The following is a 19927-nucleotide window of genomic DNA, read 5'->3' as shown; positions in this document are numbered from 1 at the left end:
GGTCGTGCCCCTTCGTGGTCCCGTGCGTCCTGTCGCTGCCGCACCGTGACGCCTGAGCACACGATAACTCTCCCGGACCCGTGCCCCGCCGACCAGCCCCGGGCGCGACGTGAGGGCCGGCTGCGACGGGCCCGGAGCCGCCCCGGACGCACGCGAGGGGCGCCACTCCGCGTTCGCGGAATGGCGCCCCCGAGCGTGCCGCTCTGGAACCTGACCGGACCGGATCACCCGGGACGTCTCCCGGGTGGACACCCCCGACCGGTCAGGTCGCTCGATCGCGACCCGGTCGGCTACTCGAAGACCTTGGCGTCGGAGCCGGTGCAGCTGGCACCCGCGACGCCGAGGATGCCGATCGCGTTGCCGCAGACGTTGATGGGAACGTTCAGGTCCGCCACGAGCTGGTTGCCTCCGAGGATGCTCCCGTTGCCCGAGGTGGAGATGTTGTCGTCGGCCATGGCCGGAGCGCCGGTGAACAGGACGCTGGCGGCGGCGGCGGTGATGGCGCTGGCGGCGAGAGCCTTCTTCAACATGGTTTCTCCCACTTGACTGGCTGGCTGAGGGCGCCAACCGGGCCAAATCATTGACGATGTGTATGACTGTGAACACTCCCCGTGTTCAACGACCATTTAGCCATACTCAACCGTCGCGCACGACCGAAACACGCGGGCGTGGCGCGACCCTCACCTGGAAATATCACACCGGGTGAGCGTACATGTCGGACATGCAGCCAGATCTTGGTGCACTTCCACCACTCCATGTGACACATCACACATTCACATCCCGGGAGTGTCACCGGATCGTTCAGAGGGGCCCTCCGTCGACCTCGTCGCCCACCGTTCGGTTCCCGCCTCGGGCACCCGTGCCCTGTGCGCGGCCTCGACCAGCGCGTCCAGCAGCCGGCGCCCCTCCGCGGCCGTCCGCCCCGCGGCGCGACCGTCCGCCGGCCCCGGCGGCGTGTCCACGTCCAACGCCACCCGGCCGGTGAACCGCGCCAGAGGCCCAGCCGTCAGCCTCAGGGTCTGCATCCGCTCCACCGGCACGATGTCCGTCACCCGGCCGAACAGGCCGCGCACCGTGACGAACAGGTGCTCGTCCGCGCCCGTCAGCCCCGGCGCCCACCGTCCACCCTGGGCCAACGGCACGAAGGCCGGATCCGACCCGACGAACACCTCGTTCACCAGTGAGAACGCCAGGCGTCGCGGCGCCACCGGCAGCAGCGTCGCCGAGTCCCCCTGGCGGGCGCCCGCGTACCCGGCCACGTTGGCCTCCACGCGCGCCACTCCGAGGACCCGCCACAACAGCGGCTCCACGACGCGCACGGCCTGGACCCGCCCCGGGGGGACCGTCTGCATCCGCCGCTGGAACATGCCGTACCGCAGCCGCAGGCCGTCGGAGGACAGCGAGGCATAGTAGTCCGTATAGCGCGCCAGCGGACCCCAGAAGTAGCGGATCAGGCCGAGGACCAGCGGGATCAGCGCACCCGCGACCCCCGCCTCGGCGAAGAGCAGCCCGATCAGCGCCAGCAGGAGCACCGCGACGAACGAGAGCAGGATCGGGACCCGGAAGGTCAGCGCCCCGAGCAGCAGCGGGAACGGCAGCCGGTAGAACGGCCACTCCGGCGCCTCGGGCGAGGCGCCCGGCAGCCCGGCGGCGTGCGCGAGCACCGCCACCCTGAGGCGTTCGGCCAGCGGCTTGCCCAGGCACCGCAGACGGATCGCGGTGCGGTCCCCGCCCGCCAACTCGATGCGCAGCTCGGCCAGCCCGAACACCTGCATCAGCAGCGGCTGGACCACGTCCACCGCCTGGAGGCGGCTCAGCGGGATCTCCCGCGAGCCGCGCAGCGCCAACCCGCTGTGCACCACCAGGTGGTCCTCGCGCAGACCGAAGGTGCCGTACCACCACGCGGGGAGCGCGTAGGCGAGCGATCCGAAGACGACCGCGAGCGCGAGCAGGAACACCCAGCGACGCCGAAGGTGAACAGGATCGGCCCCACGAGCGCCACGAACACCAGCGTGACGGCCATGACCCGCATCGGGATGATCGACCAGTGCGACCGGAACACTCCGCTGGTGACGTCGTCCTCCGGCCGTGGGCGCCACAGCGGCGGGGGCCGGTGTCCCACGGTGGGCGGCATCAGGGCGATTCCCGGCGGTACCGCGCCGGGGTACGGGGCCGGGCCCCACCACGGCCGTCCCCCGGGTGCGGACGGGCCGGGAGGGGCATGCGGTCCGGGCGGCACCGGTGGCAGCGGTCTCCCGTAAGCGCCCGGGGGGTGTCCGAGCGGCGGCTGTCCGGGCCGGGGGTACTGGGTCGATCCGTCCACTACAGCCCCGTCGAGAAGCTCTCGCTGCGCGCCGCGAGCCGGTCGCGCATCCCCACCGCCTCGCCCAGCGGAAGCCCGACCACCCGGGTGTCGGCCGTGCTCGCCGCGGTGCGCAGCCGAACGGTCGCGATACCCAGGGCCTGTTCCAGGAGGTCTGCGGTCACGTCGACGACCTGCATCCGGCCGTAGGGGACCACCACGAGCTGGCGCAGGAACACACCGTAGGTCAGGTAGAGCTCCCCAGGGCCCTCCACGTAGCCCCACGACCGCTGGAACCGCCCCGCCAGCAGCCATCCGGCCGCGAGGGCGACGAGGGTCAGGGCCGCCACGGCGGCGGCCCACACGGGTCCGAACCACACGTACGACAGGATCGCGGCGGCCGTGCCTCCGACCAGGCACAGCGAGCCGACCACCAGCCTGCGGTACAGGGCCAGGGCGGGCGACACGCGCAGCCAGGACGTCCCCTCGGGCGGGGCGAACGCCGCCGCGAGCAGGTCGTCGGACGGAGGCGGGCCGGGCGGAGGCGGCGTCGGTGCCGGGTCACTGGTGTCCACGACGCCAGTCAACCATCAACGGGCAAACGGCGGTCGTCACGCCTCGGCGTCGAGTAGCCACGTCTCTGGGAGGACACGATGGTCCCGTGGGAGTGTGCGGTGTTCGCCGGACAGCGTCCCCATACGTCCACCCGTCTCGCGTTCGGGGACACCGGACTCACCTCAACCGAGATGCGGCGACCCGTTCCTGAGTGCGTGTTCCACCCGCAGCCGCTGAGTGTGGTGCATGTCCAGCCCGCCCAACTCCTCCGCCGCGAACCAACGCACCTCGTGGGACTCACGACTCACCTGAAGCCCGCCGCCCACCACCACGGCCCGGAAACAGACATTGAACTGACGGCGCACCTCGCCATCGGTGTAGGCGATGATGTGCCGGGCATCGGTGTACGTGCCCACCAGCCCGGTGACACGGACGTCGTACCCCGTCTCCTCCTTCACCTCCCGCACGGCCGCCTCCGGCAGGCTCTCGGTCATCTCCATGCCGCCACCGGGCATCGCCCACAGCCCGTTGTCAGTCCGCCGCTGCAACAACAGGCGACCGGAGCCGTCGAACACCGCGGCGCTGGCCGCCACCACCAGGCTGTTCGGCTCCGGAGCTCCGGGTCGTCGTAGAACTCGGTTCGGGCCATCGGCATCACTCCTGGAGGGGACGGGCAGTACGCCACACGGCATCGACGCTCTCGGCGTAGGCGTCGAACAGACCGCTGTCGGTCTTCCTGTACAGGTGGAACAGCGGGTTACCGTAGGCGTTCACACCGTAGATGTGGGTGTTGACGTACATCTCGTCGTCGGCACGGTAAACCGAGTTGTACAGCGACGAATAGTCCGGTGGGTACACACCTACGCGGGGATCCCGAACACATTTCCTTTCCGGGATCCCCCTGTACCGGGTCCTACCGCGCCACGGACGCCAGCAGCGCCGCCCACTCGCGGGCGTCGAACGGCAGGTGCCCCAGCTCCCGATGCTGGGTGTCCCGGACGTACGCGCCCTGCTCGTGCTCGTAGACCTCCACGCAGTCATGCCCTTGGGTAGGGCTGTAACTCGACTTGTGCCACTCGTTCACTGCCACATTCCTTCCATGAGGGTTCTCGACCGGATCGCGGGCAGTGCCGCCCCCAGCATCCTCTTGGCCTGAGCCGTGAGGCGTTCGACGTCGCCCGGATCGTCGTAGGTCTCCATCCCCCGCACATGTTCGCCAGCGGCGACCGTGCCCCCGTCTCGCTGATGGAACAGGACTACGGGGGCGACGAGGGAAACGGGGGTGTCCTCGGGGATGAGGTGCACCCGCACACGTTCTCTATTGGTCAGGGAGAGTAGCCGCATCACCTGGTCGTGACTTACCTGGTCGGGCAGGCACGTCAACGCGTACACGGGGAAGATCGCCACGATCCACGGGTTGTGGGTCGCCCGGAGTCGGTCGTAGTCCGACAAGGAGATCATCACCTGCGGGGACTGCAACGGAACGGGGGAGAAGTGACGGACCTGGACGACCTGCACGCCCGGCTCGTCGAACGCCTGGACACCACCGACACCATTCGCGCCGCGTTCGCCGACCACCCGCGCCACCACCACATCCCCGATCTCATATGGCCGGACATCCAGGGGCTTCCGCTCCTGCGCAGGAAGAATCCGCGGCGCTGGGCGGAGTGCGTCTACTCGGACGGCTTCGTCGTCACCCAGGCCAACGACGGAGGCAGCGGCCTGGTCAACACCCCCTCCTCCTCGTCCTCGGCCCCCCAGGTGATGGCGGACATGATCGAGGCGGCGAACATCGCCCCCGGGGCGCGGGTGCTGGAGATCGGCACGGGAACCGGATGGAACGCCGCCATCCTGGATTCCCTGGTCGGCCCGACTGGTTCGGTGACGTCGCTGGAGATCGACCCGGACGTGGCCTCTCGTGCCCGCGCACTGCTCGCCGGAACCCGGGTGGACGTCGTCCACGGCACACAGCCGCCACCCGGCACGGTCTTCGACGTGGTCATCGCCACGTGCGCCGTCCGACGCCTCCCCCTCACATGGTTGGACTGCCTCGATGGGGGTTCGACGCTCGTCGTGCCCTGGGCCCCCTACACCGAAGGCGGACCGACCCCGATCGCGGCCCTGCGCAAGACGGGCCAGGCCAGTGCCGCGGGTCCCGTGGTGCGTGACGCGGCGTTCATGCGGGACCGCACCCAGCGCCAGGGCGGGCCCTCCTTCCCCGGAGTCGGTCAGGCTCCCGACACCGCAGCCCGGTTCCCACTGGGATCGGACGATCTGATCGGCCGTGACCTGCTGACCCGGCTCGTGCTGGCCTGCCCTGGCATCCACGTCGCCGTGGGCGGACGGCCGTGGAAGGGCGGGCGGGCGAGATTGGTCGCCGTAGGGGACGCCCAGAGCTGGGCGTGGATCTGGCCGGACGCCTCGGTCACCGGCAGCGATAAGACCACGGCACTGGAGACCTTCACGGCAGCCTATGCGGCGCTGGACGAGGCGGCCTGGCCCCCTCTGGACGCGTTCACGCTGGATGTCGATGCGCAGCGCGGTGTGTGCGTCGTCCGATCCGGGGCTGGTTCCTGGGAGCACCGGGCCTGACCCGCACACGGGTCGGGATGTCCCGTGCGACGGCGAGGATGCCCCGCCCGATCGAACAGAGGAATCCCGTAGCCCGGGTAACGCCACGAGACCCCGGGCAACGAACCTGCCCGGGGTTTCAGTGTGGGGCTCCTACCGCGTGACGGACGCCAGCAGCGCCGCCCACTCGCGGGCGTCGAACGGCAGGTGCCCCAGCTCCCGATACTGGGTGTCCCGGACGTACGCGCCCTGCTCGTGCTCGTAGACCTCGACGCACTCGGGTCCGGTTGAGCTGTAGCTCGACTTGTGCCACTCGTTCAATGGATCATTCCTTCCATGAGGGTGCGGGACTGGTCGGGGGGCAGTGCCCATCCCAAGGCCCGTTTCATCCGCTCGACCATGAGCGGAAGCTTGCCCGGCGTGCTGTAGTCCAACATGCCGCTCACACCATCGCCGATCGCGGCCGTGCCGCCATCCGCCAGGTGATAGATCGTCAACGGCGCGACGGTGGTCGCCATGGTGTTCTCGGGCAGTAGGTGAACGATCAAGCGCCCGTCGTCGATCGCCTTCACCAGGTGGTGCACCTGCACGACACGTACATGGGTCGGGACACCGAGCAGGCCCACGACGGGGAACACCGCCACGACCAAGGCGTTGGAAGTCGCCCGCAAAGTCGGATAGCGACCGCTCTTGCGCGTCACCTCCCGCCGGATGTCGTCGTCATCACCCGGGTAGACGCACTCACGAAGAACGTGCTCGACGTAGACACGGCACTGCAACAGTCCGGGCACGTAATTGGGTGACAGCATCTCGATCACACGCGCCGCCCTGTCGAGTTCGGGCTCGGACTTGCGCCAGTCCGCGAGCACCGACCCCGTTGTCTGTACCTGCCACGCGCGGACGAGGTGGCCTCCGATGCCCAAGGCCGTGTCAATCTGCTCTACCAGAGCACGATCGGGCAGGTTGTGGTCATGGCGCCAGCGGGACACCGTGGACCGGTCCACGTGGAAGCGTGCCGCGAGTCCCTTGTTGCTGATTCCGGCGGTGGCCATGGCTTCGGTGAGGATCCTGCCGAATGTGCGACCCATATCGCACAGGATGGCGCGAGCGTGCACACATGTGCCACGGGGTCGATGCACACCGTAGCGAAGGTGTGACCTGGTCTCATGCAGACCTGGACTCGTAAGGCCGCCCGCCAGCTTCTCCGGAACGACATCGTGCTCGTCGAGGCCGGGCACCTCCGCGTGGTCACCGCCGTGGAGCCCGACCCCGAACCCGGCTTCGTGAACCTCCGTCTCGGAACCGCGTGGTACCGCTATCCGGCCGGGAAGTTGGTGGTGGTGGACGGTGCTCGCCGGTGACCCCGTGGTCTCTTATCTGGGACACGGAGTCTGGCGCGTGGGCGACGTGGCCGGAAGCTGGCACGTCTGCCACACCCACCTCACCCGCCAGTACGGGATGCGGCACTCAGAGGCGAACACCGCCCTCGTCCACGGACACCGGCAATGGGCCGCCGACCAGCTCCACAAGCTGCTCAACGACCCGAGAGAAGGGCGTTGACGTGCTCGCGCAACGGCCCTTCCAGCCCTTCGTGGAATCCCGCCGAGATGGCCGACGTGATCCAACCCGCGCAACAGAGCTGAGCCAGCCGCCCGGCTCGCCACACGAGTGGCTCTCGACCTCGTGCCGACGCTCCGGCACCCGTCCGGTGGGCCGTTGCTGGTGTCCGTGGTGAAGCCGGTCCGTACGAGAGACACCAAAGACTCCACATGACGGAACGTCGATCATGTGGCCACGTGCGGTGAAGGCCTCCGGGCCGGACCCGCACACCCTTAGGAACGCACGAAAGGAAGTACGCAGATGCAGGAGCAGCAGTTCGACGGTGACCTGATGGTCGCCGTCGAGGAGATCACCACCGAGCGCAGCCGAGGCGACCAGCCCTCCGACGGAGGCGGCACCGGCCGCAGCGACACCAACGACGGCATCCGTTAGGAGCAACCGTGCCCGCTGATGTGATCAGCGGCCGTCTGGGCGGGGACCAGTTCCCCGCCCAGGTGCTCGGCCGCACCCACCGCCGCTACGCCGCCAACGCTGACCAGGCCGCTGACTTCGCTGATCTGCTCACCTGGCCCGACTTCAACCAACTGCTCGCGACCCGACGCCTGGACGTGCCGCGTATGCGGCTCTCGGCCGGAGAGACGGTGGACGTGAACGCCTACACCCGTCTCCAGACCTACCGACGCATGCCCTCATGGAACGCGCCCGTCCCGCACCTGTTCCACGCTCAGCTTCGCGAAGGCGCGACGCTGGTCGTGGATGCCATCGATGAGATGCACCCGCCCATCAACAACCTGGCTGCCGAGATCGAGGCCTGGTTGGGTACACGGGTCCAGGTCAACGCCTATGCCTCCTGGACCGCGAAGGAGGGCTTCGGGGTCCATTGGGACGACCATGACGTGATCGTCGTTCAGGTCTCGGGACGCAAGCGGTGGCGCATCTACGGCACCACCCGCGAGGCACCGTTGTACTCCGATGTGGAGGTGGACGACGAGGCACCCACCGAGCCCATCGATGAGTTCACCATGGAGCCCGGCGATGTGCTCCATGTTCCCCGGGGGTGCTGGCACGCGGCGGCGGCCTCGGAAGGCGAGCCCAGCCTGCACCTGACCTGCGGGCTGAACACCACCACCGGCTCGGACTTCCTCGACTGGCTCAACGGCCTGTTGCTTGAACACGTCGAAGTTCGGCGCGACGTCCCCCGAAGCGATGCTGACCAGGCGGCGTGGGCCGCTCGCCTGGCCGATCTGATCACGCAACGCCTTCAGGCCCCCGGCGTTGTCGATGAATATTGGAACCACCTGAACCAGACCGCTCCCGCCCGGATGGCGTTCAGCCTCCCGGTCGCCGTGACCGGGGACCTGGCGTCGTCCTCACGAGTGCGGCTGGCCAGCCACCGAGGCACTGTGCACGAGGAGAAGACGACGGTGGTCCTGTCAGCGCAAGGACGCCGCTGGCACCTGGCGCCTCCCGCCGCTCCAGTGCTGCACCGGCTCGCGGAGGGCGAAGCGGTCACAATCAAGGAGTTGTGCCAGCTCGCCCCCAACGTCGCCGAGGACGCTCTGGTGTCCTTGCTCCGGCGCCTGATGAACGATGGCGCTCTCGTGTGGGAGGGCCCCGCGTGACCCTCCTCGGCCTGGGGACCTACCGAAGCCACGACGCAGCCGCATCGGCCAGCGTCGCGGCTTCGGCCGGATGCCCCCTCATCGACACCGCTCCCGTGTACGGGAACGGGAAGCACCAATCGGCCATCGCACCTGTTCTGCGAGAACACCCCAGCATCCGCGTGACCAGCAAAGTCGGCTACATGACCGAGGGGCAGGCACGGGTCGCGCTCAGCGCCGGGGACCTCACCGGGGAGGACGTCCGATTCCGGCACAGCATCGCCCCGGAGTACGTGCGTCACCAGATCGCCATGTCCCGGACCGAGCTTCGCCGCCCCGTCCTCGATGTGGTGTACCTGCACAACCCCGAACACGATCACCAGAAGCGCGGCGACCTCCACAAACGGATGCGTGATGCGTTCGGTGCGCTCGAAGAGGCGACCGCGGCCGGAGCGATCCGTGGATACGGGGTGGCGACGTGGAGCGGGTTCGACACGGGAGCCTTCACCGTGCGCGATCTCGTCCGACTTGCGCAGGAAGCCGCAGGACGGCCCGAGACCGGCCTTCGCGCGATCCAGCTCCCCGTCTCCTTGGTCAAGATCGCCCCCATCCGAGATGCCTTGTTGGGAAACGGTCCCATCGGTCGGGCCAGCGAGGCAGGATTGGAGGTCTGGGCTTCCGCCCCACTGCACGGCGGCAAACTCGTCCGACTGGTGAATGAACGCCTCGCGCGCTACATCAGCGAGGGCGCGTCACCCGTGGAGGCGGCACTACTCGTGACAGCTTCAGCACCCGGCCTGACCGGGATGCTGATCAGCACGTCGAGTACAGAACACTGGGCGAACGCGGCCTCGGTGGTGGGCGGCCCGCTCCTGCCCGAGACTCGAATCAAGGACATCAGTGACCTCCTCCTCCGAGAACACGCCTGACCTGCATCAGGCGTGGCATCGCGCGATCATGGACCTGGACCTTGCCGCGTCCGACAGTGTCGCACTGCATCACGGTGTGGGTGGCCGGACCCTCAGCGGCCCGGCCACCACCGCCGACGGCTCGCCCGTCTGGCTTCGGGTCATGTCCGCGCCGCGACCCGGCGGGAAAGCGTGGAACGGGGCGGCACTCGCCGACGCACTGGTGAGCGACAACGTCCCCCGACCGCGTCTGCTCGCCGAGCACACCTGGGGCGACGCCCCCGCGTTCCAAGCACTGATGTGGGAGCGAATGAAGGGAACGGTGGTGTCGACGACCCCTGACCTCACCACCCCCGCGAAGAATGACGCCCAATGGTGGACCGACCTACGCCGCGCCCTGACCACTCTGGAAACCGTCCCCGCTCCGGCAGATCGACAGGTGTTCTCCCAAGCGTTCGTCCACCGCATACCCAATCATCTTCCTGAGATCGCCGAAGCCGGGGTGGATCTGAACGTAGGGAGGTGGGTGGCCTCGCATGGAGACCTCCATTGGGCCAACCTGACCCACGATCCCCTGATGATCCTGGACTGGGAGGGGTGGGGGCTGGCCCCGTTGGGCTATGACGCCGCTGTTCTCCACGCCTACGCTCTGCCCCAACCCGAAACAGCGGCCGAGGTGCGCGAGGTGTTCGCCGACATACTGGACACCGACGCCGGACGACTGGCTCACCTGGTGATCTGCGCCGAGATCATTCAGGCAGCCGAGCGGGATGCACTCCATGCGCGTCTCGCCCCCTACGCTCGCCGCTTCGCTACCGAGATACTGACACCGCAGTAGTCACGCACCGCAGGACCTCGGCCGGTGACACCGGCGAGGCCTCGCGTTTCGCACGCCGAGCATGCCTCCTGGAGGCGGGAAAGGCAGCTCACCGATCGGGCGTCCGTTCATCGGCTCCGCTTGGCGGGCTTCACACAGGCCGGATAATTCATCTCGATTCGGACCAAGAGGATAGTTCTGGCGAGGCCGAGAAATGGGACCATCCCTTTCTGCGCACCCCCGACCTGCGACGACACCGAGGGTATGAAGTTTTCCCCGACAAGTTCGCAGAAAAGTTCGCCTCCACTCCACGCGTGCTCTACTCTTCTTGCCAAACCCACAACTCCATACGTCGAAAGACCCCGCGACGCTAGCAAGCGCCCGGGGTCGTGGTCAGCAACTCAACACCTTCAAAGACAAGGATTGCCGACATGGCTCAGTTTAGCCGTGCGGTCCTCAGGTCTGCCCTGGCGACCCTCCAGAACCTCCTCACCCCCGCGTGCGGCCATCACTCGGCCCGGCGTCGCCGCTCCACGCGCGTCCGCCGCTACGCCCCGCTTCCCGTTCCTGAACAGGTCAGCGAGCCGCCCGCGACGTCGGAACCGCTCGCTCCCGCACCTCGCCCCGCACCCCGGCTCTCCCGGCCCACCGAGCGCGTGCGCGCCGACGAAACCGTGTTCGTTCGCCCCTACTACGTGGCCTTCGAACGGGAACTCGCCTACGCCCAGGCCCACCCCGCCCGCCGCCTGCGCGCCCGCACCACCCGGCCGGGCACGGCCGCCGCACCCACCGCCAAGCGCGCGAACCCCTACACGCCCAGGCACGCCGCCCCACGGATCCCCGCTCCGCGCCCGGCCCCGGAAGGCGACCTGCTCGCGGCCCCGGCGACACGCGTGCCCGGTGAGTTCGACGAACTCGCGAGCCTGGTGCGCACCTGGCACGCCCAGCGCGGCGGCCAGCAGCGGGAGGTGGTCGCGTGACCACGACCGTGGTGCGGGAACCCCGCCCCTCAGGCGCGACCGGTCGAGTCGTCGCGGCCCTCGCCGTCCTCCGGCACCCGGCACGCCGACTCCAGCCACAGCGCGGCCCCCAGCAGCAGGCCGCTGGCCCCGGCCGTCCCCAGCGCGGTCACGAACACCTCGCGGTGACTGGGCAGCACCAGGGTGTCGACCACCGCCAGCGCCATCCCGAGGAAGAAGCCCGCCGCCAGCGCCGCGAACAGGGCGCTGGCCTTGGCCAACGCCACCAACCGAGCGGCGCTGAGCGGCTGCATCGGCTCGGTGCCGGGGACCCGGCGAATCCTGCGGCGCGTCCGCCTGGCCGTGAACGCCTCGGCGAACGCCAGCAGGAGCAGCGTCGGGATCGCCGACCACGGCAGCGGCGGCAGCACCTCGATCGCGCCCGTGATCAACCAGCCCAACAACCCGCCGACCACCGCCAGCGACACGGGAACCCGCCAGCCCGTCGGGCGGAGCCTCCCCTCGTGCTCCTCGGTCACCGGTTCCCCGACCCCTCGGGCAGCCGCAGCCGCAGGTCGTCACGGCGGTTCAGCTCCTGCTCCCCCGCGGAGTCGGCCGCGACCACCGCCGCCAGCACGTCCGCCACCGGGCCGTGTCCGGGCAGGTCCGCCTCGGGATCGGCGTCGAGCCAGGGCCGCAGCACGAACGCCCGCAGGTGCGCGCGCGGGTGCGGAAGGATCAGCTCGGGGTCGTCGTCGCGGACGTCCCCGAAGGCGACGATGTCCACGTCGAGCGTGCGCGGGCCCCAGCGGACCTCGCGGACCCGGTCGAAGGCCCGCTCGGCGGCCTGGCCGCGCCGCAGCAGGTCGATCGGCTCGCCGCCCGCCTCCACGACCAGCACCGCGTTCAGGTAGGCGCCCTGTTCGGGTCCGCCCACCGGCGCGGTCTCGTACACGGGTGACACGGCCACCGGGCTCGGGGCGCCCTCCCCGGTCAGCAGGTGGTCCACCGCCCCTTGGAGAGTCGCCATCCGGTCACCCATGTTCGACCCCAGTGCCAGCACCGCGCGCGTCACGACCCCGTCCCCCCGCCCCGCGTGACGGTGACCGCCACGTCCGCGAACTCGTGCGGGATGGGGGCGGACGGCTTGTGCACCGTCAGCTCCACCCGCTCGACCGCGCCTCAGCCAGGCACGCGGCGGCCAGCCGCTCGGCGAGGGTCTCGATCAGGTTGACCGGCTCCCCCTCGACGATCGCCACCAGCCGCTCCGCGAGCAGCCCGTAGTGCACGGTGTCGTCGACGTCGTCGCTGGCCGCGGCCGGCGCCGTGTCCAGGTGCAGCACGGCGTCGACCACGAAGTCCTGGCCCGCACGGCGCTCGAAGTCGAACACGCCGTGGTAGCCGCGGGCCCGGAGCCCGCGCAGCGCGATGCGGTCCGCCATCAGGCCTCGTCCTCCCCGTCGTCGTCCATCAGCACGGGCGAGGCGTGGTGCGACCACAGCCGCCACCCCAGCTCGGTGTCGACGAAGAGGTTCGTCGTCACGACCTTGCCTCCCGCGACGAACCCGGGGCTGTCGTCCTCGGCGGTCAGCACGTTCTCCTCGCAGGTGACCATCGCGACGTCCCCGCCGACCCCGATGTGCGTCTCGGTCAGCACGTACTGGATGTAGGTGACGTTCGCCATGATCAGCGACCACGCCCGCATGATCTCCTCGCGGCCGCGCAGCAGCGGCCAGCCCGGGTTCACGCAGACCAGGTCGGGCGCCTCGTCCTCCTCGGCCCACACACTGCGCATCAGGTCGATGTCGCCGTTCTCGATCGCGCTGTAGAACTGCGTATTGGCCTCGGCGACGCGTTCCATGACTTCCTGGCGGGATCTCACAGGCTGCCCCGGTCCAGCGTCCGCGCGCGGCCCTCGTCCAACCGGGCGCCCCCGTCCGACCACGCGGCGGCCACGCGCACGGCGTCGGCGTTGGGACGGACGTCGTGCACGCGCACGGCCCAGGCCCCCCGGTCGGCGGCCAGCGTGGTGACGGCGGCGGTCGCGGCGTCGCACTCGGCGAACGGGCGGTCCCCGCCCTCGCCGTCGCCGAGCAGTCGGCTGAGGAAACGCTTGCGGGATCCCGCCACGAGCACCGGGCGGCCCAGTTCGTTGAACCGCTCCAGGTCGTGGAGGAGCGACCAGTTGTGGGCGCGCTCGGGGCGTTTGGAGAATCCCAGTCCCGGGTCCAGGACGATCTGGCCCGGGTCGACACCTGCACTGATCATGGCCTCCATACGGTCGCGGAGCTCATCGAGGACCTCCTGGACGATGTCCGTGTACACGGCACGGCTCTGCATGTCATGACTATGCCCGCGCCAGTGCATCAACACGTACGCGACGCCGGAAGAGGCCACGAGACGTGCCATCGCCGGGTCGGCGAGCCCTCCGCTGACGTCGTTGACGAGGACCGCTCCCGCCTCGACAGCGCGTTCGGCGACCTCGGACCGCATGGTGTCCACGCTGACCGCGACGCCGCGCGCGGCCAGCTCCCGGACGACCGGTTCGACCCGGCGCAACTCCTCCGCAGCGGCGACGCGCTGTGCCCCGGGCCGGGTGGACTCACCGCCGACGTCGACGATGTCCGCCCCGTCCTCGACCAGGCGCAGACCATGCTCGATCGCCAGCTCGGGGTCGAACCACTCGCCACCGTCGGAGAAGGAGTCGGGGGTGACGTTCACGACTCCCATCACCAGGCACCGCCCGAGGTCGGGCAAGCCGGAACTGTCTGTTTCGGCCGCATAAGCATCAACCCTACGCTCAGCGGACCCCCACCGGACACAGGCACTGCCGCGCGACGACGCCCCGGCCCGGCCGTGGCGGCCGGTGTCGGGGCGTCGGTGTCGGGGCGTCGGTGTCGGGGTTCGGGCGGCGGCGGGTCAGCGGCGGTCCAGGATGAGGCTCATCGCCTCGGAGCGCGTGCGGTCGCTACTGCGGAAGATCCCCCGGACCGCGGAGGTGACCGTCTGGGCGCCGGGCTTGCGCACACCGCGCATGGTCATGCACAGGTGCTCGGCCTCGACGACGACGATCACTCCGCGCGGCTGGAGGTGGCCCATGATGGCGTCGGAGACCTGCCCGGTGAGCCGCTCCTGAACCTGCGGGCGGCGCGCGTACACGTCGACCAGGCGTGCGAGCTTGCTCAGACCCGTGATCCGGCCGTCCGCGCCCGGGATGTAGCCCACGTGCGCGACCCCGTAGAAGGGCACCAGGTGGTGTTCGCACGTGGAGTACAGCTCGATGTCCTTGACCAGGACCAGCTCCTCGTGGTCGGCCTCGAACACCGTGGTGAGCACGTCACCGGGCTTTTGGCCCAGACCGGAGAACTGCTCCTCGTAGGCGCGTGCGACCCGCTCGGGCGTCTTGACCAGGCCGTCGCGGTCGGGGTCCTCGCCGATCGCGATGAGGATCTCGCGCACCGCGCGCTCGATGCGCAACCGGTCGACGGTTCTGGGCAGACGCTCCTCATCGAAGGTGTCGCTCACGCCTCGTCCCCCTCGATCGTGCCCGCGGTGCTGGGCAGCTGGCCGTTGGTGGAGGAGCCGTGCACCTCGGCGCCGTGGAGCTCGGTCAGCTCCTTCTTGGACAGGACCGGAGGCTGCTGTGAGGGCTGGCGCTTGCCGTAGCCGGTGTAGGAACCGCGCGAGGGGCGCTTGCGCACCGGCGCGAAGATCTCCACCACCTGGTCCTTGGTGAGCGTCTCCTTCTCCAGCAGGGCGACGACGAGGTCGTCCAGGACCTCCCGGTACTCGACGAGGACCTCGTAGGCCTCGTCGTGCGCGGCCTCGATGAGGCGGCGCACCTCCTCGTCGATGATGGAGGCGATCTCCTCGGAGTACTCGCGGGCGTGCGCCATCTCGCGGCCCAGGAAGGGCTCGGTGCTGGCGGAGCCGAACTTGCGGGCCCCCAGCCGCTCGCTCATGCCGTACTCGGTGACCATGTTGCGGGCGAGGGTGGTCGCCTTGTCGATGTCGTTCCCGGCGCCCGTCGTGGGTTCGTGGAAGACCAGCTCCTCCGCCGCGCGCCCGCCGAGCATCATGGCGAGCTGGTCCATCATCTGGGAGCGCGACGTGAGGAACTTGTCCTCGGTCGGCACCGACATGGTGTAGCCGAGCGCCCTGCCGCGCGGCAGGATCGTGATCTTGTGCACGGGGTCGGCGTTGGGCAGCGCGTGACCGACCAGGGCGTGACCGCCCTCGTGGTAGGCGATGACCTTCTTCTCCTCGTCGGACATGACCCGGGTCTTGCGCTCGGGACCGGCCATCACCCGCTCGATGGCCTCCTCCAGGGTGGCGTGGGTGATGACGCTGCGGTCCGCGCGGGCGGAGAGCAGGGCGCCCTCGTTGACGACGTTGGCCAGGTCGGCTCCGGTCATCCCGGCGGTCTGGCGGGCGATGACGTTGAAGTCGACGTCGTCGGCCATGGGCTTGCCCTTGGCGTGGACCTTGAGGATGTCGCGGCGGCCCTCCATGTCCGGCCGGTCCACGACGATCTGGCGGTCGAAGCGGCCCGGGCGCAGCAGAGCGGGGTCGAGGATGTCCGGGCGGTTGGTGGCGGCGATGAGGATGACTCCGCCCTTGACGTCGAACCCGTCCATCTCGACCAGCATCTGGTTGAGGGTCTGCTCGCGTTCGTCGTGGCCCCCGCCCATGCCCGCGCCGCGGTGGCGGCCCACGGCGTCGATCTCGTCGATGAAGATGATCGCGGGCGCGTTCGCCTTGGCCTGCTCGAACAGGTCGCGCACGCGGGAGGCGCCGACGCGACGAACATCTCGACGAAGTCGGATCCGGAGATGGAGTAGAACGGCACCCCGGCCTCACCGGCGACGGCGCGCGCCAGCAGCGTCTTACCAGTGCCGGGAGGGCCGAAGAGCAGCACGCCCTTGGGGATCTTGGCGCCCATGGACTGGAACTTGCCCGGGTTCTGGAGGAACTCCTTGATCTCGTGGAGTTCCTCGATGGCCTCGTCCGCGCCGGCGACGTCGGCGAAGGTGTTCTTCGGGGTGTCCTTGGTGATGAGCTTGGCCTTGGACTTGCCGAAGTTCATCACCCGCGAACCGCCGCCCTGCATCTGGCTGAAGATGAACCAGAAGATGGCGATGATGATGACCAGCGGGAGCAGGCTGAAGAGGGCGGTGGTCCAGATCGGGGTCGTGGCGACCGAGACCTCGTAGGACACAAGGTTGCCGTCCTCGGCGTCGGCGTTGGCCTGGAGCATGTCGGCGAGCTGGGCGCCCTGGCCCTCGACCCAGTAGGCCTCAAGGATCTCGCCGTCCGTGGTGGTCAGCACGATGCGCTGGTCCCGGTCGACGATCTCGGCGTTCTCGACCTGGTCGCGCTCGATGAGCTGGTAGACCCGGGAGATGTCGGCCTGCTCCGGTTGGGGACCGCCCCCGATGTCGAACACACGGAAGCCGATGAAGAGCATGACGGCGACGGCCAGGATCCATATCCACGGGCCGCGGAAAAAACGCTTCAGATTCATGTGAGCGGAACCCTGTCGGGTCCGTCCCTCCTGACCAGGCCGCCCCGCCCCAGTTGACTTCCGAAGCAGGACCAATCGGACATGTGCTCCCTGCGTTTGACGCCGGGATCTTCGACGGTACACCTCGCTCCGCAGAGCGGGCACACCCCTGCGGCGCCCGGAGCGGGGCCGTCACCGGAGCAACGACGAAGCCCGGTGCGGTTGTTCCCGGGACCGGCGGCGACCACCGTCCGCCCGGCGCTCGCGCACGGACCGGGAGGGTTCGGGGGCGGTCGGATCCCGGGGTGAGCGGGGGGCCAGAGCACCGGACACGCGGTGTCCGGCGCCGTGCGCGCTACTTCTCGTAGACGTGCGGGGCGAGGGTGCCGATGAAGGGCAGGTTGCGGTACTTCTCGGCGTAGTCGAGACCGTAGCCGACGATGAACTCGTTCGGCAGGTCGAAGCCGATGTAGCGGACGTCCAGGTCCACCTCGAAGGCCAGCGGCTTGCGGACCATCGTGCAGACCTCGACGGAGCGGGGCCCGCGCGACCTCAGGTTGCCGACCAGCCAGGACAGGGTCAGGCCGGAGTCGATGACGTCCTCGACGATGAGGACGTCGCGGTCCTTGATGTCGGTCTCCAGGTCCTTGAGGATGCGCACCACCCCGGAGGAGGTGGTCCCGGCCCCGTAGGAGGAGACGGCCATCCAGTCCATGGACACGGGGGTGCGCAGCGTCCGCGCCAGGTCGGCCATCACCATGACGGCGCCCTTGAGGACTCCGACGATCAGGAGGTCCTTGCCCGCGTAGTCGGCGTCGATCCGCTCACCCAGCTCCACAAGGCGCGTCTTGATCTCTTCCTCTGTGACCAGGACCTTTTCGAGATCCCGGCCCATGTCTTTGGCGTCCACGCTCACTGTCCTCGCTGCTGGGTTCCCCGTTTGCGGCAACCAGGATAAACGTGCGCAACGAGGCGACGGAGCGCCGCCCACCCAGGAGGCGGTCAGCGCTCGAACCGCAGCCGCCCGGCCGCGCGGCGCGCCCGGATCCCGCCCGGCAGATCGATGTGAGCCTGGCCACGCCACTCCGTGACGAGTCGGTCGATCTCGCGCACGTGGCGGGCGGTCAGCGCGCTGGCCGGGCACCCGGCGGTGAGGGCGGCACGGCGCAGGACGCGTGTGCGAAGGGACGCGGCCGCCGCGGCCAGCGGTCCGACCAGCAGCTCCGGCCCCGGCGGGGTCCGGTCGGTCTCCGGCTGCCCTCCCCGCGCCGCGGTGTACAGCTCCCCGGCCAGGTCGTCGAGGGTGTCGGCGTCGGCGCGCAGCATCGTCGCCGTGCGCGCCAGTGCTTCGGCGATGCCCGGACCGAGGGTCCTCTCCAGGGCGGGCAGCGCCTCGTGGCGTACCCGGGAGCGGGCGTAGCGCGGGTCGGCGTTGTGCGGGTCCTCCCAGGGGACCAGTCCCATGCGCTCGCAGGCCGTGCGCACCGTGGCTCGGTCCAGGTCGAGCAGCGGGCGCAGGTAGGGGCCGTTACTGGGGGACATCCCGGACAGGGAGCGGGCGCCCGACCCGCGAGCGAGACCCAGCAGGACGGTCTCGGCCTGGTCGTCGAGCGTGTGGGCGAGCAGGACCGCCGCGGGCGCGTGCTCGGCCGCCACCGCGTCCATGGCGCGGTAGCGGGCGCGTCGGGCGGCGGCCTCAGGACCGCCCGGACCGCCGACGCGCACCGCGCGGACGGAGACCGGGTCCAGGCCCAGGCCGCGCAGAACGTCGGCGACGGCCCCGGCCCGGGCGGCGGAACCCTCCTGGAGTCCGTGGTCCACGGTGACCGCCCCGCCCCTCCTGCGCGCGCGCGGAGCCTCGAAGGCGACGGCCCCCGCCAGGGCGAGGGAGTCGGCGCCGCCGCTGCACGCGACGAGGGCGGTGGTCTCGGCGGGCAGGTCCGCCAGGACCCGGCGGACCGCCGACCGGACCGCCGCCACGGCGGGATGGGGCCCGCTCACTCGGTGATGGCCGCCGTGCGCACCACCCGGTCGATCCACGCCCGGGGGTCGCGGATCTCGGTGATGGTGGGCAGGGTCTCCCGCGAGGTCCACACCTTGTTGAACTCGGCCATGCCGACCTCGGCGACGACCGCGGCGACGAAGGCCGCGCCCTCCTCGTACTGGCGCATCTTCAGGTCCATGCCCAGCAGCTGGCGCATGATCCGGTCGAGCGGATTGGCCGTCTCCCGGCGCTTGCGGAACCGGGCGCGGATCCGCTCCACGCTCGGCACGACCTCGGGGCCCACCGCGTCCATGACGTAGTCGCCGTGCCCCTCGGCCAGGCTCATGACCGCGGTGATCCGGTCCATGATCTCGCTCTGCTCGGGGCTCTGGAAGGCCGTGATGAGGTTGGCGTCGCCGCCGCGCACGCGTCCGCGACGGCCTCCCCGGCGGCGCGCAGCCGCCCGATGAGGTCGGTGGCGTCCATCTCCGACGACAGCAGGAGGTCGCGCATCAGCTCCTGGACGTGGGAGCGCAGCCACGGCGTGGCCGTGAACTGCATGCGGTGGGTCTCCTCGTGCAGGCACACCCACAGCCGGAAGTCGCGGGAGTCGACGTCCAGTTCACGTTCGGTGTTGACGATGTTGGGCGCCACCAGGGTGAGGCGGCCGGTCGGCGCGTGGCCGTCCGGGTCCGGCGGCAGGAAGAGTTCGTACTGGCCCAGGACCTTCCCGGCGAGGTAGGCCAGGACCGCGCCGAGCTGGACGCCGGTGATCCGGGAGCCGACCGCGGAGGTCAGGTTCACGGCCGTGCCGTTGTTCAGCCGCCCCTGGGCCATCTGCTCCAGGACGGGTTCGAGGACCACGCGGAACCCGTCGACGTTGGCCCTGATCCAGCCGGGCCGGTCGACGATGGCCGCGGGTCCGGAGGGTTCGAGGGGGTTCATCCCGGTGAAGTCGCGCACGTGCCCGGCGGCCACGCCCGAGAGCTCGCGCAACTGCGCCACGGCCCGCCGTGCGTCGGAGAGGTCCACCTGCGGCCCCGGGCGGACGAGGCGGACACCGGTGTTGACGGCTACGTCCCAGTCGATGACAGTCACATCGCCAGCCTACCCACGCGCCGCCTCGCGGCACGGGGATCGGGGGACGAATTCCGGGACGGGCCAGGG

22 protein-coding genes and 5 pseudogenes are annotated in these 19927 nt (G+C 70.0%); 8 read left to right on the top strand and 19 right to left on the bottom strand.

Annotation, left to right across the window (positions count from 1 at the left end; genetic code table 11):
* Positions 1–290 precede the first annotated feature (290 nt).
* From BJF83_RS19625 to BJF83_RS19595, 7 genes and pseudogenes are all read right to left on the bottom strand, one after another.
* Positions 291–530, bottom strand: a complete 240-nt coding sequence (locus tag BJF83_RS19625; RefSeq protein ID WP_075927464.1) for a chaplin family protein — start codon at positions 528–530, stop codon at positions 291–293.
* Between the two features lie 243 nt (positions 531–773).
* A pseudogene (locus tag BJF83_RS19620) lies at positions 774–2134 on the bottom strand (PH domain-containing protein).
* Between the two features lie 188 nt (positions 2135–2322).
* A complete protein-coding gene (locus BJF83_RS19615; RefSeq protein WP_075927539.1) occupies positions 2323–2769 on the bottom strand; it encodes a PH domain-containing protein in 447 nt (148 codons plus the stop codon).
* A 270-nt stretch (positions 2770–3039) separates the two neighbouring features.
* Positions 3040–3506: pseudogene (locus tag BJF83_RS19610) on the bottom strand (NUDIX hydrolase).
* Between the two features lie 5 nt (positions 3507–3511).
* The gene (locus BJF83_RS19605) at positions 3512–3715 is read right to left on the bottom strand and encodes a hypothetical protein (protein WP_187347192.1); all 204 of its coding nucleotides are present in this window, start codon (positions 3713–3715) and stop codon (positions 3512–3514) included.
* A gap of 55 nt (positions 3716–3770) precedes the next feature.
* Complete coding sequence (locus tag BJF83_RS19600; RefSeq protein WP_075927463.1) at positions 3771–3941, bottom strand: DUF397 domain-containing protein; 171 nt, start codon at positions 3939–3941, stop codon at positions 3771–3773.
* Positions 3938–4375 (bottom strand): Scr1 family TA system antitoxin-like transcriptional regulator, encoded by a 438-nt coding sequence (locus BJF83_RS19595; protein ID WP_143831996.1) that lies wholly within the window; start codon positions 4373–4375, stop codon positions 3938–3940. Before BJF83_RS19595 ends, BJF83_RS19600 begins: the two co-directional genes overlap by 4 nt.
* Between BJF83_RS19595 and BJF83_RS19590 the strand changes: the two genes are divergently transcribed.
* The gene (locus tag BJF83_RS19590; RefSeq protein WP_075927461.1) at positions 4352–5449 is read left to right on the top strand and encodes an rRNA adenine N-6-methyltransferase family protein; all 1098 of its coding nucleotides are present in this window, start codon (positions 4352–4354) and stop codon (positions 5447–5449) included. The two genes, BJF83_RS19595 and BJF83_RS19590, sit on opposite strands and share 24 nt — an antisense overlap.
* Positions 5450–5581: 132 nt before the next feature.
* On the opposite strand, the gene BJF83_RS19585 is transcribed toward BJF83_RS19590, so the two are convergent.
* Positions 5582–5749 (bottom strand): DUF397 domain-containing protein, encoded by a 168-nt coding sequence (locus BJF83_RS19585; protein ID WP_075927460.1) that lies wholly within the window; start codon positions 5747–5749, stop codon positions 5582–5584.
* Entirely contained in the window at positions 5746–6480 is a 735-nt protein-coding gene (locus tag BJF83_RS19580; RefSeq protein WP_143831995.1) for a Scr1 family TA system antitoxin-like transcriptional regulator, read from the bottom strand. The genes BJF83_RS19585 and BJF83_RS19580 overlap by 4 nt, the downstream gene beginning before the upstream one ends.
* A gap of 114 nt (positions 6481–6594) precedes the next feature.
* On the opposite strand from BJF83_RS19580, the gene BJF83_RS19575 reads away from it, so the two are divergent.
* From BJF83_RS19575 to BJF83_RS19550, 7 genes are all read left to right on the top strand, one after another.
* Positions 6595–6789 carry a hypothetical protein gene (locus BJF83_RS19575; protein WP_075927459.1) on the top strand — a complete coding sequence of 65 codons (195 nt, stop codon included), beginning with the start codon at positions 6595–6597 and terminating at the stop codon, positions 6787–6789.
* 4 nt (positions 6790–6793) lie between these two features.
* Entirely contained in the window at positions 6794–6988 is a 195-nt protein-coding gene (locus tag BJF83_RS19570; protein ID WP_143831994.1) for a hypothetical protein, read from the top strand.
* 300 nt (positions 6989–7288) lie between these two features.
* Entirely contained in the window at positions 7289–7420 is a 132-nt protein-coding gene (locus BJF83_RS29655; protein WP_017601747.1) for a hypothetical protein, read from the top strand.
* 8 nt (positions 7421–7428) lie between these two features.
* Positions 7429–8610 (top strand): cupin domain-containing protein, encoded by a 1182-nt coding sequence (locus tag BJF83_RS19565; protein ID WP_075927457.1) that lies wholly within the window; start codon positions 7429–7431, stop codon positions 8608–8610.
* Entirely contained in the window at positions 8592–9518 is a 927-nt protein-coding gene (locus BJF83_RS19560; RefSeq protein ID WP_316042316.1) for an aldo/keto reductase, read from the top strand. Before BJF83_RS19565 ends, BJF83_RS19560 begins: the two co-directional genes overlap by 19 nt.
* Positions 9490–10335 (top strand): phosphotransferase, encoded by an 846-nt coding sequence (locus BJF83_RS19555; protein ID WP_083678618.1) that lies wholly within the window; start codon positions 9490–9492, stop codon positions 10333–10335. The genes BJF83_RS19560 and BJF83_RS19555 overlap by 29 nt, the downstream gene beginning before the upstream one ends.
* Before the next feature lie 410 nt (positions 10336–10745).
* Positions 10746–11294, top strand: coding sequence for a hypothetical protein (locus tag BJF83_RS19550; RefSeq protein ID WP_075927456.1), 549 nt, complete (start codon positions 10746–10748; stop codon positions 11292–11294).
* Positions 11295–11323: 29 nt separating this feature from the next.
* On the opposite strand, the gene BJF83_RS19545 is transcribed toward BJF83_RS19550, so the two are convergent.
* From BJF83_RS19545 to BJF83_RS19500, 10 genes and pseudogenes are all read right to left on the bottom strand, one after another.
* Complete coding sequence (locus BJF83_RS19545; protein WP_075927455.1) at positions 11324–11812, bottom strand: DUF3180 domain-containing protein; 489 nt, start codon at positions 11810–11812, stop codon at positions 11324–11326.
* On the bottom strand, positions 11809–12348 hold the full coding sequence (gene folK, locus BJF83_RS19540) for a 2-amino-4-hydroxy-6-hydroxymethyldihydropteridine diphosphokinase (RefSeq protein WP_075927454.1): 540 nt from the start codon (positions 12346–12348) through the stop codon (positions 11809–11811). Before folK ends, BJF83_RS19545 begins: the two co-directional genes overlap by 4 nt.
* A pseudogene (folB, locus tag BJF83_RS19535) lies at positions 12345–12715 on the bottom strand (dihydroneopterin aldolase). The gene folK and the pseudogene folB overlap by 4 nt, the downstream one beginning before the upstream one ends.
* Positions 12715–13155, bottom strand: coding sequence for a nuclear transport factor 2 family protein (locus tag BJF83_RS19530; protein ID WP_075927453.1), 441 nt, complete (start codon positions 13153–13155; stop codon positions 12715–12717). Before BJF83_RS19530 ends, folB begins: the two are co-directional and overlap by 1 nt.
* Complete coding sequence (folP, locus tag BJF83_RS19525) at positions 13152–14003, bottom strand: dihydropteroate synthase (RefSeq protein WP_075927535.1); 852 nt, start codon at positions 14001–14003, stop codon at positions 13152–13154. The genes BJF83_RS19530 and folP overlap by 4 nt, the downstream gene beginning before the upstream one ends.
* Positions 14004–14192: 189 nt before the next feature.
* Entirely contained in the window at positions 14193–14798 is a 606-nt protein-coding gene (gene folE, locus BJF83_RS19520; protein WP_075927452.1) for a GTP cyclohydrolase I FolE, read from the bottom strand.
* Positions 14795–16797, bottom strand: a pseudogene (ftsH, locus tag BJF83_RS19515) (ATP-dependent zinc metalloprotease FtsH). The gene folE and the pseudogene ftsH overlap by 4 nt, the downstream one beginning before the upstream one ends.
* Before the next feature lie 334 nt (positions 16798–17131).
* Complete coding sequence (gene hpt / locus BJF83_RS19510; RefSeq protein ID WP_187347191.1) at positions 17132–17686, bottom strand: hypoxanthine phosphoribosyltransferase; 555 nt, start codon at positions 17684–17686, stop codon at positions 17132–17134.
* Positions 17687–17778: 92 nt separating this feature from the next.
* A complete protein-coding gene (gene tilS / locus BJF83_RS19505; RefSeq protein WP_075927450.1) occupies positions 17779–18777 on the bottom strand; it encodes a tRNA lysidine(34) synthetase TilS in 999 nt (332 codons plus the stop codon).
* Positions 18774–19858: pseudogene (locus BJF83_RS19500) on the bottom strand (zinc-dependent metalloprotease). The gene tilS and the pseudogene BJF83_RS19500 overlap by 4 nt, the downstream one beginning before the upstream one ends.
* Positions 19859–19927: the final 69 nt, after the last annotated feature.

This window comes from Nocardiopsis sp. CNR-923, from assembly GCF_001942255.1.
Taxonomy (GTDB): Bacteria; Actinomycetota; Actinomycetes; order Streptosporangiales; family Streptosporangiaceae; genus Nocardiopsis.
This window is presented reverse-complemented; position numbering and strand designations above follow the sequence as displayed.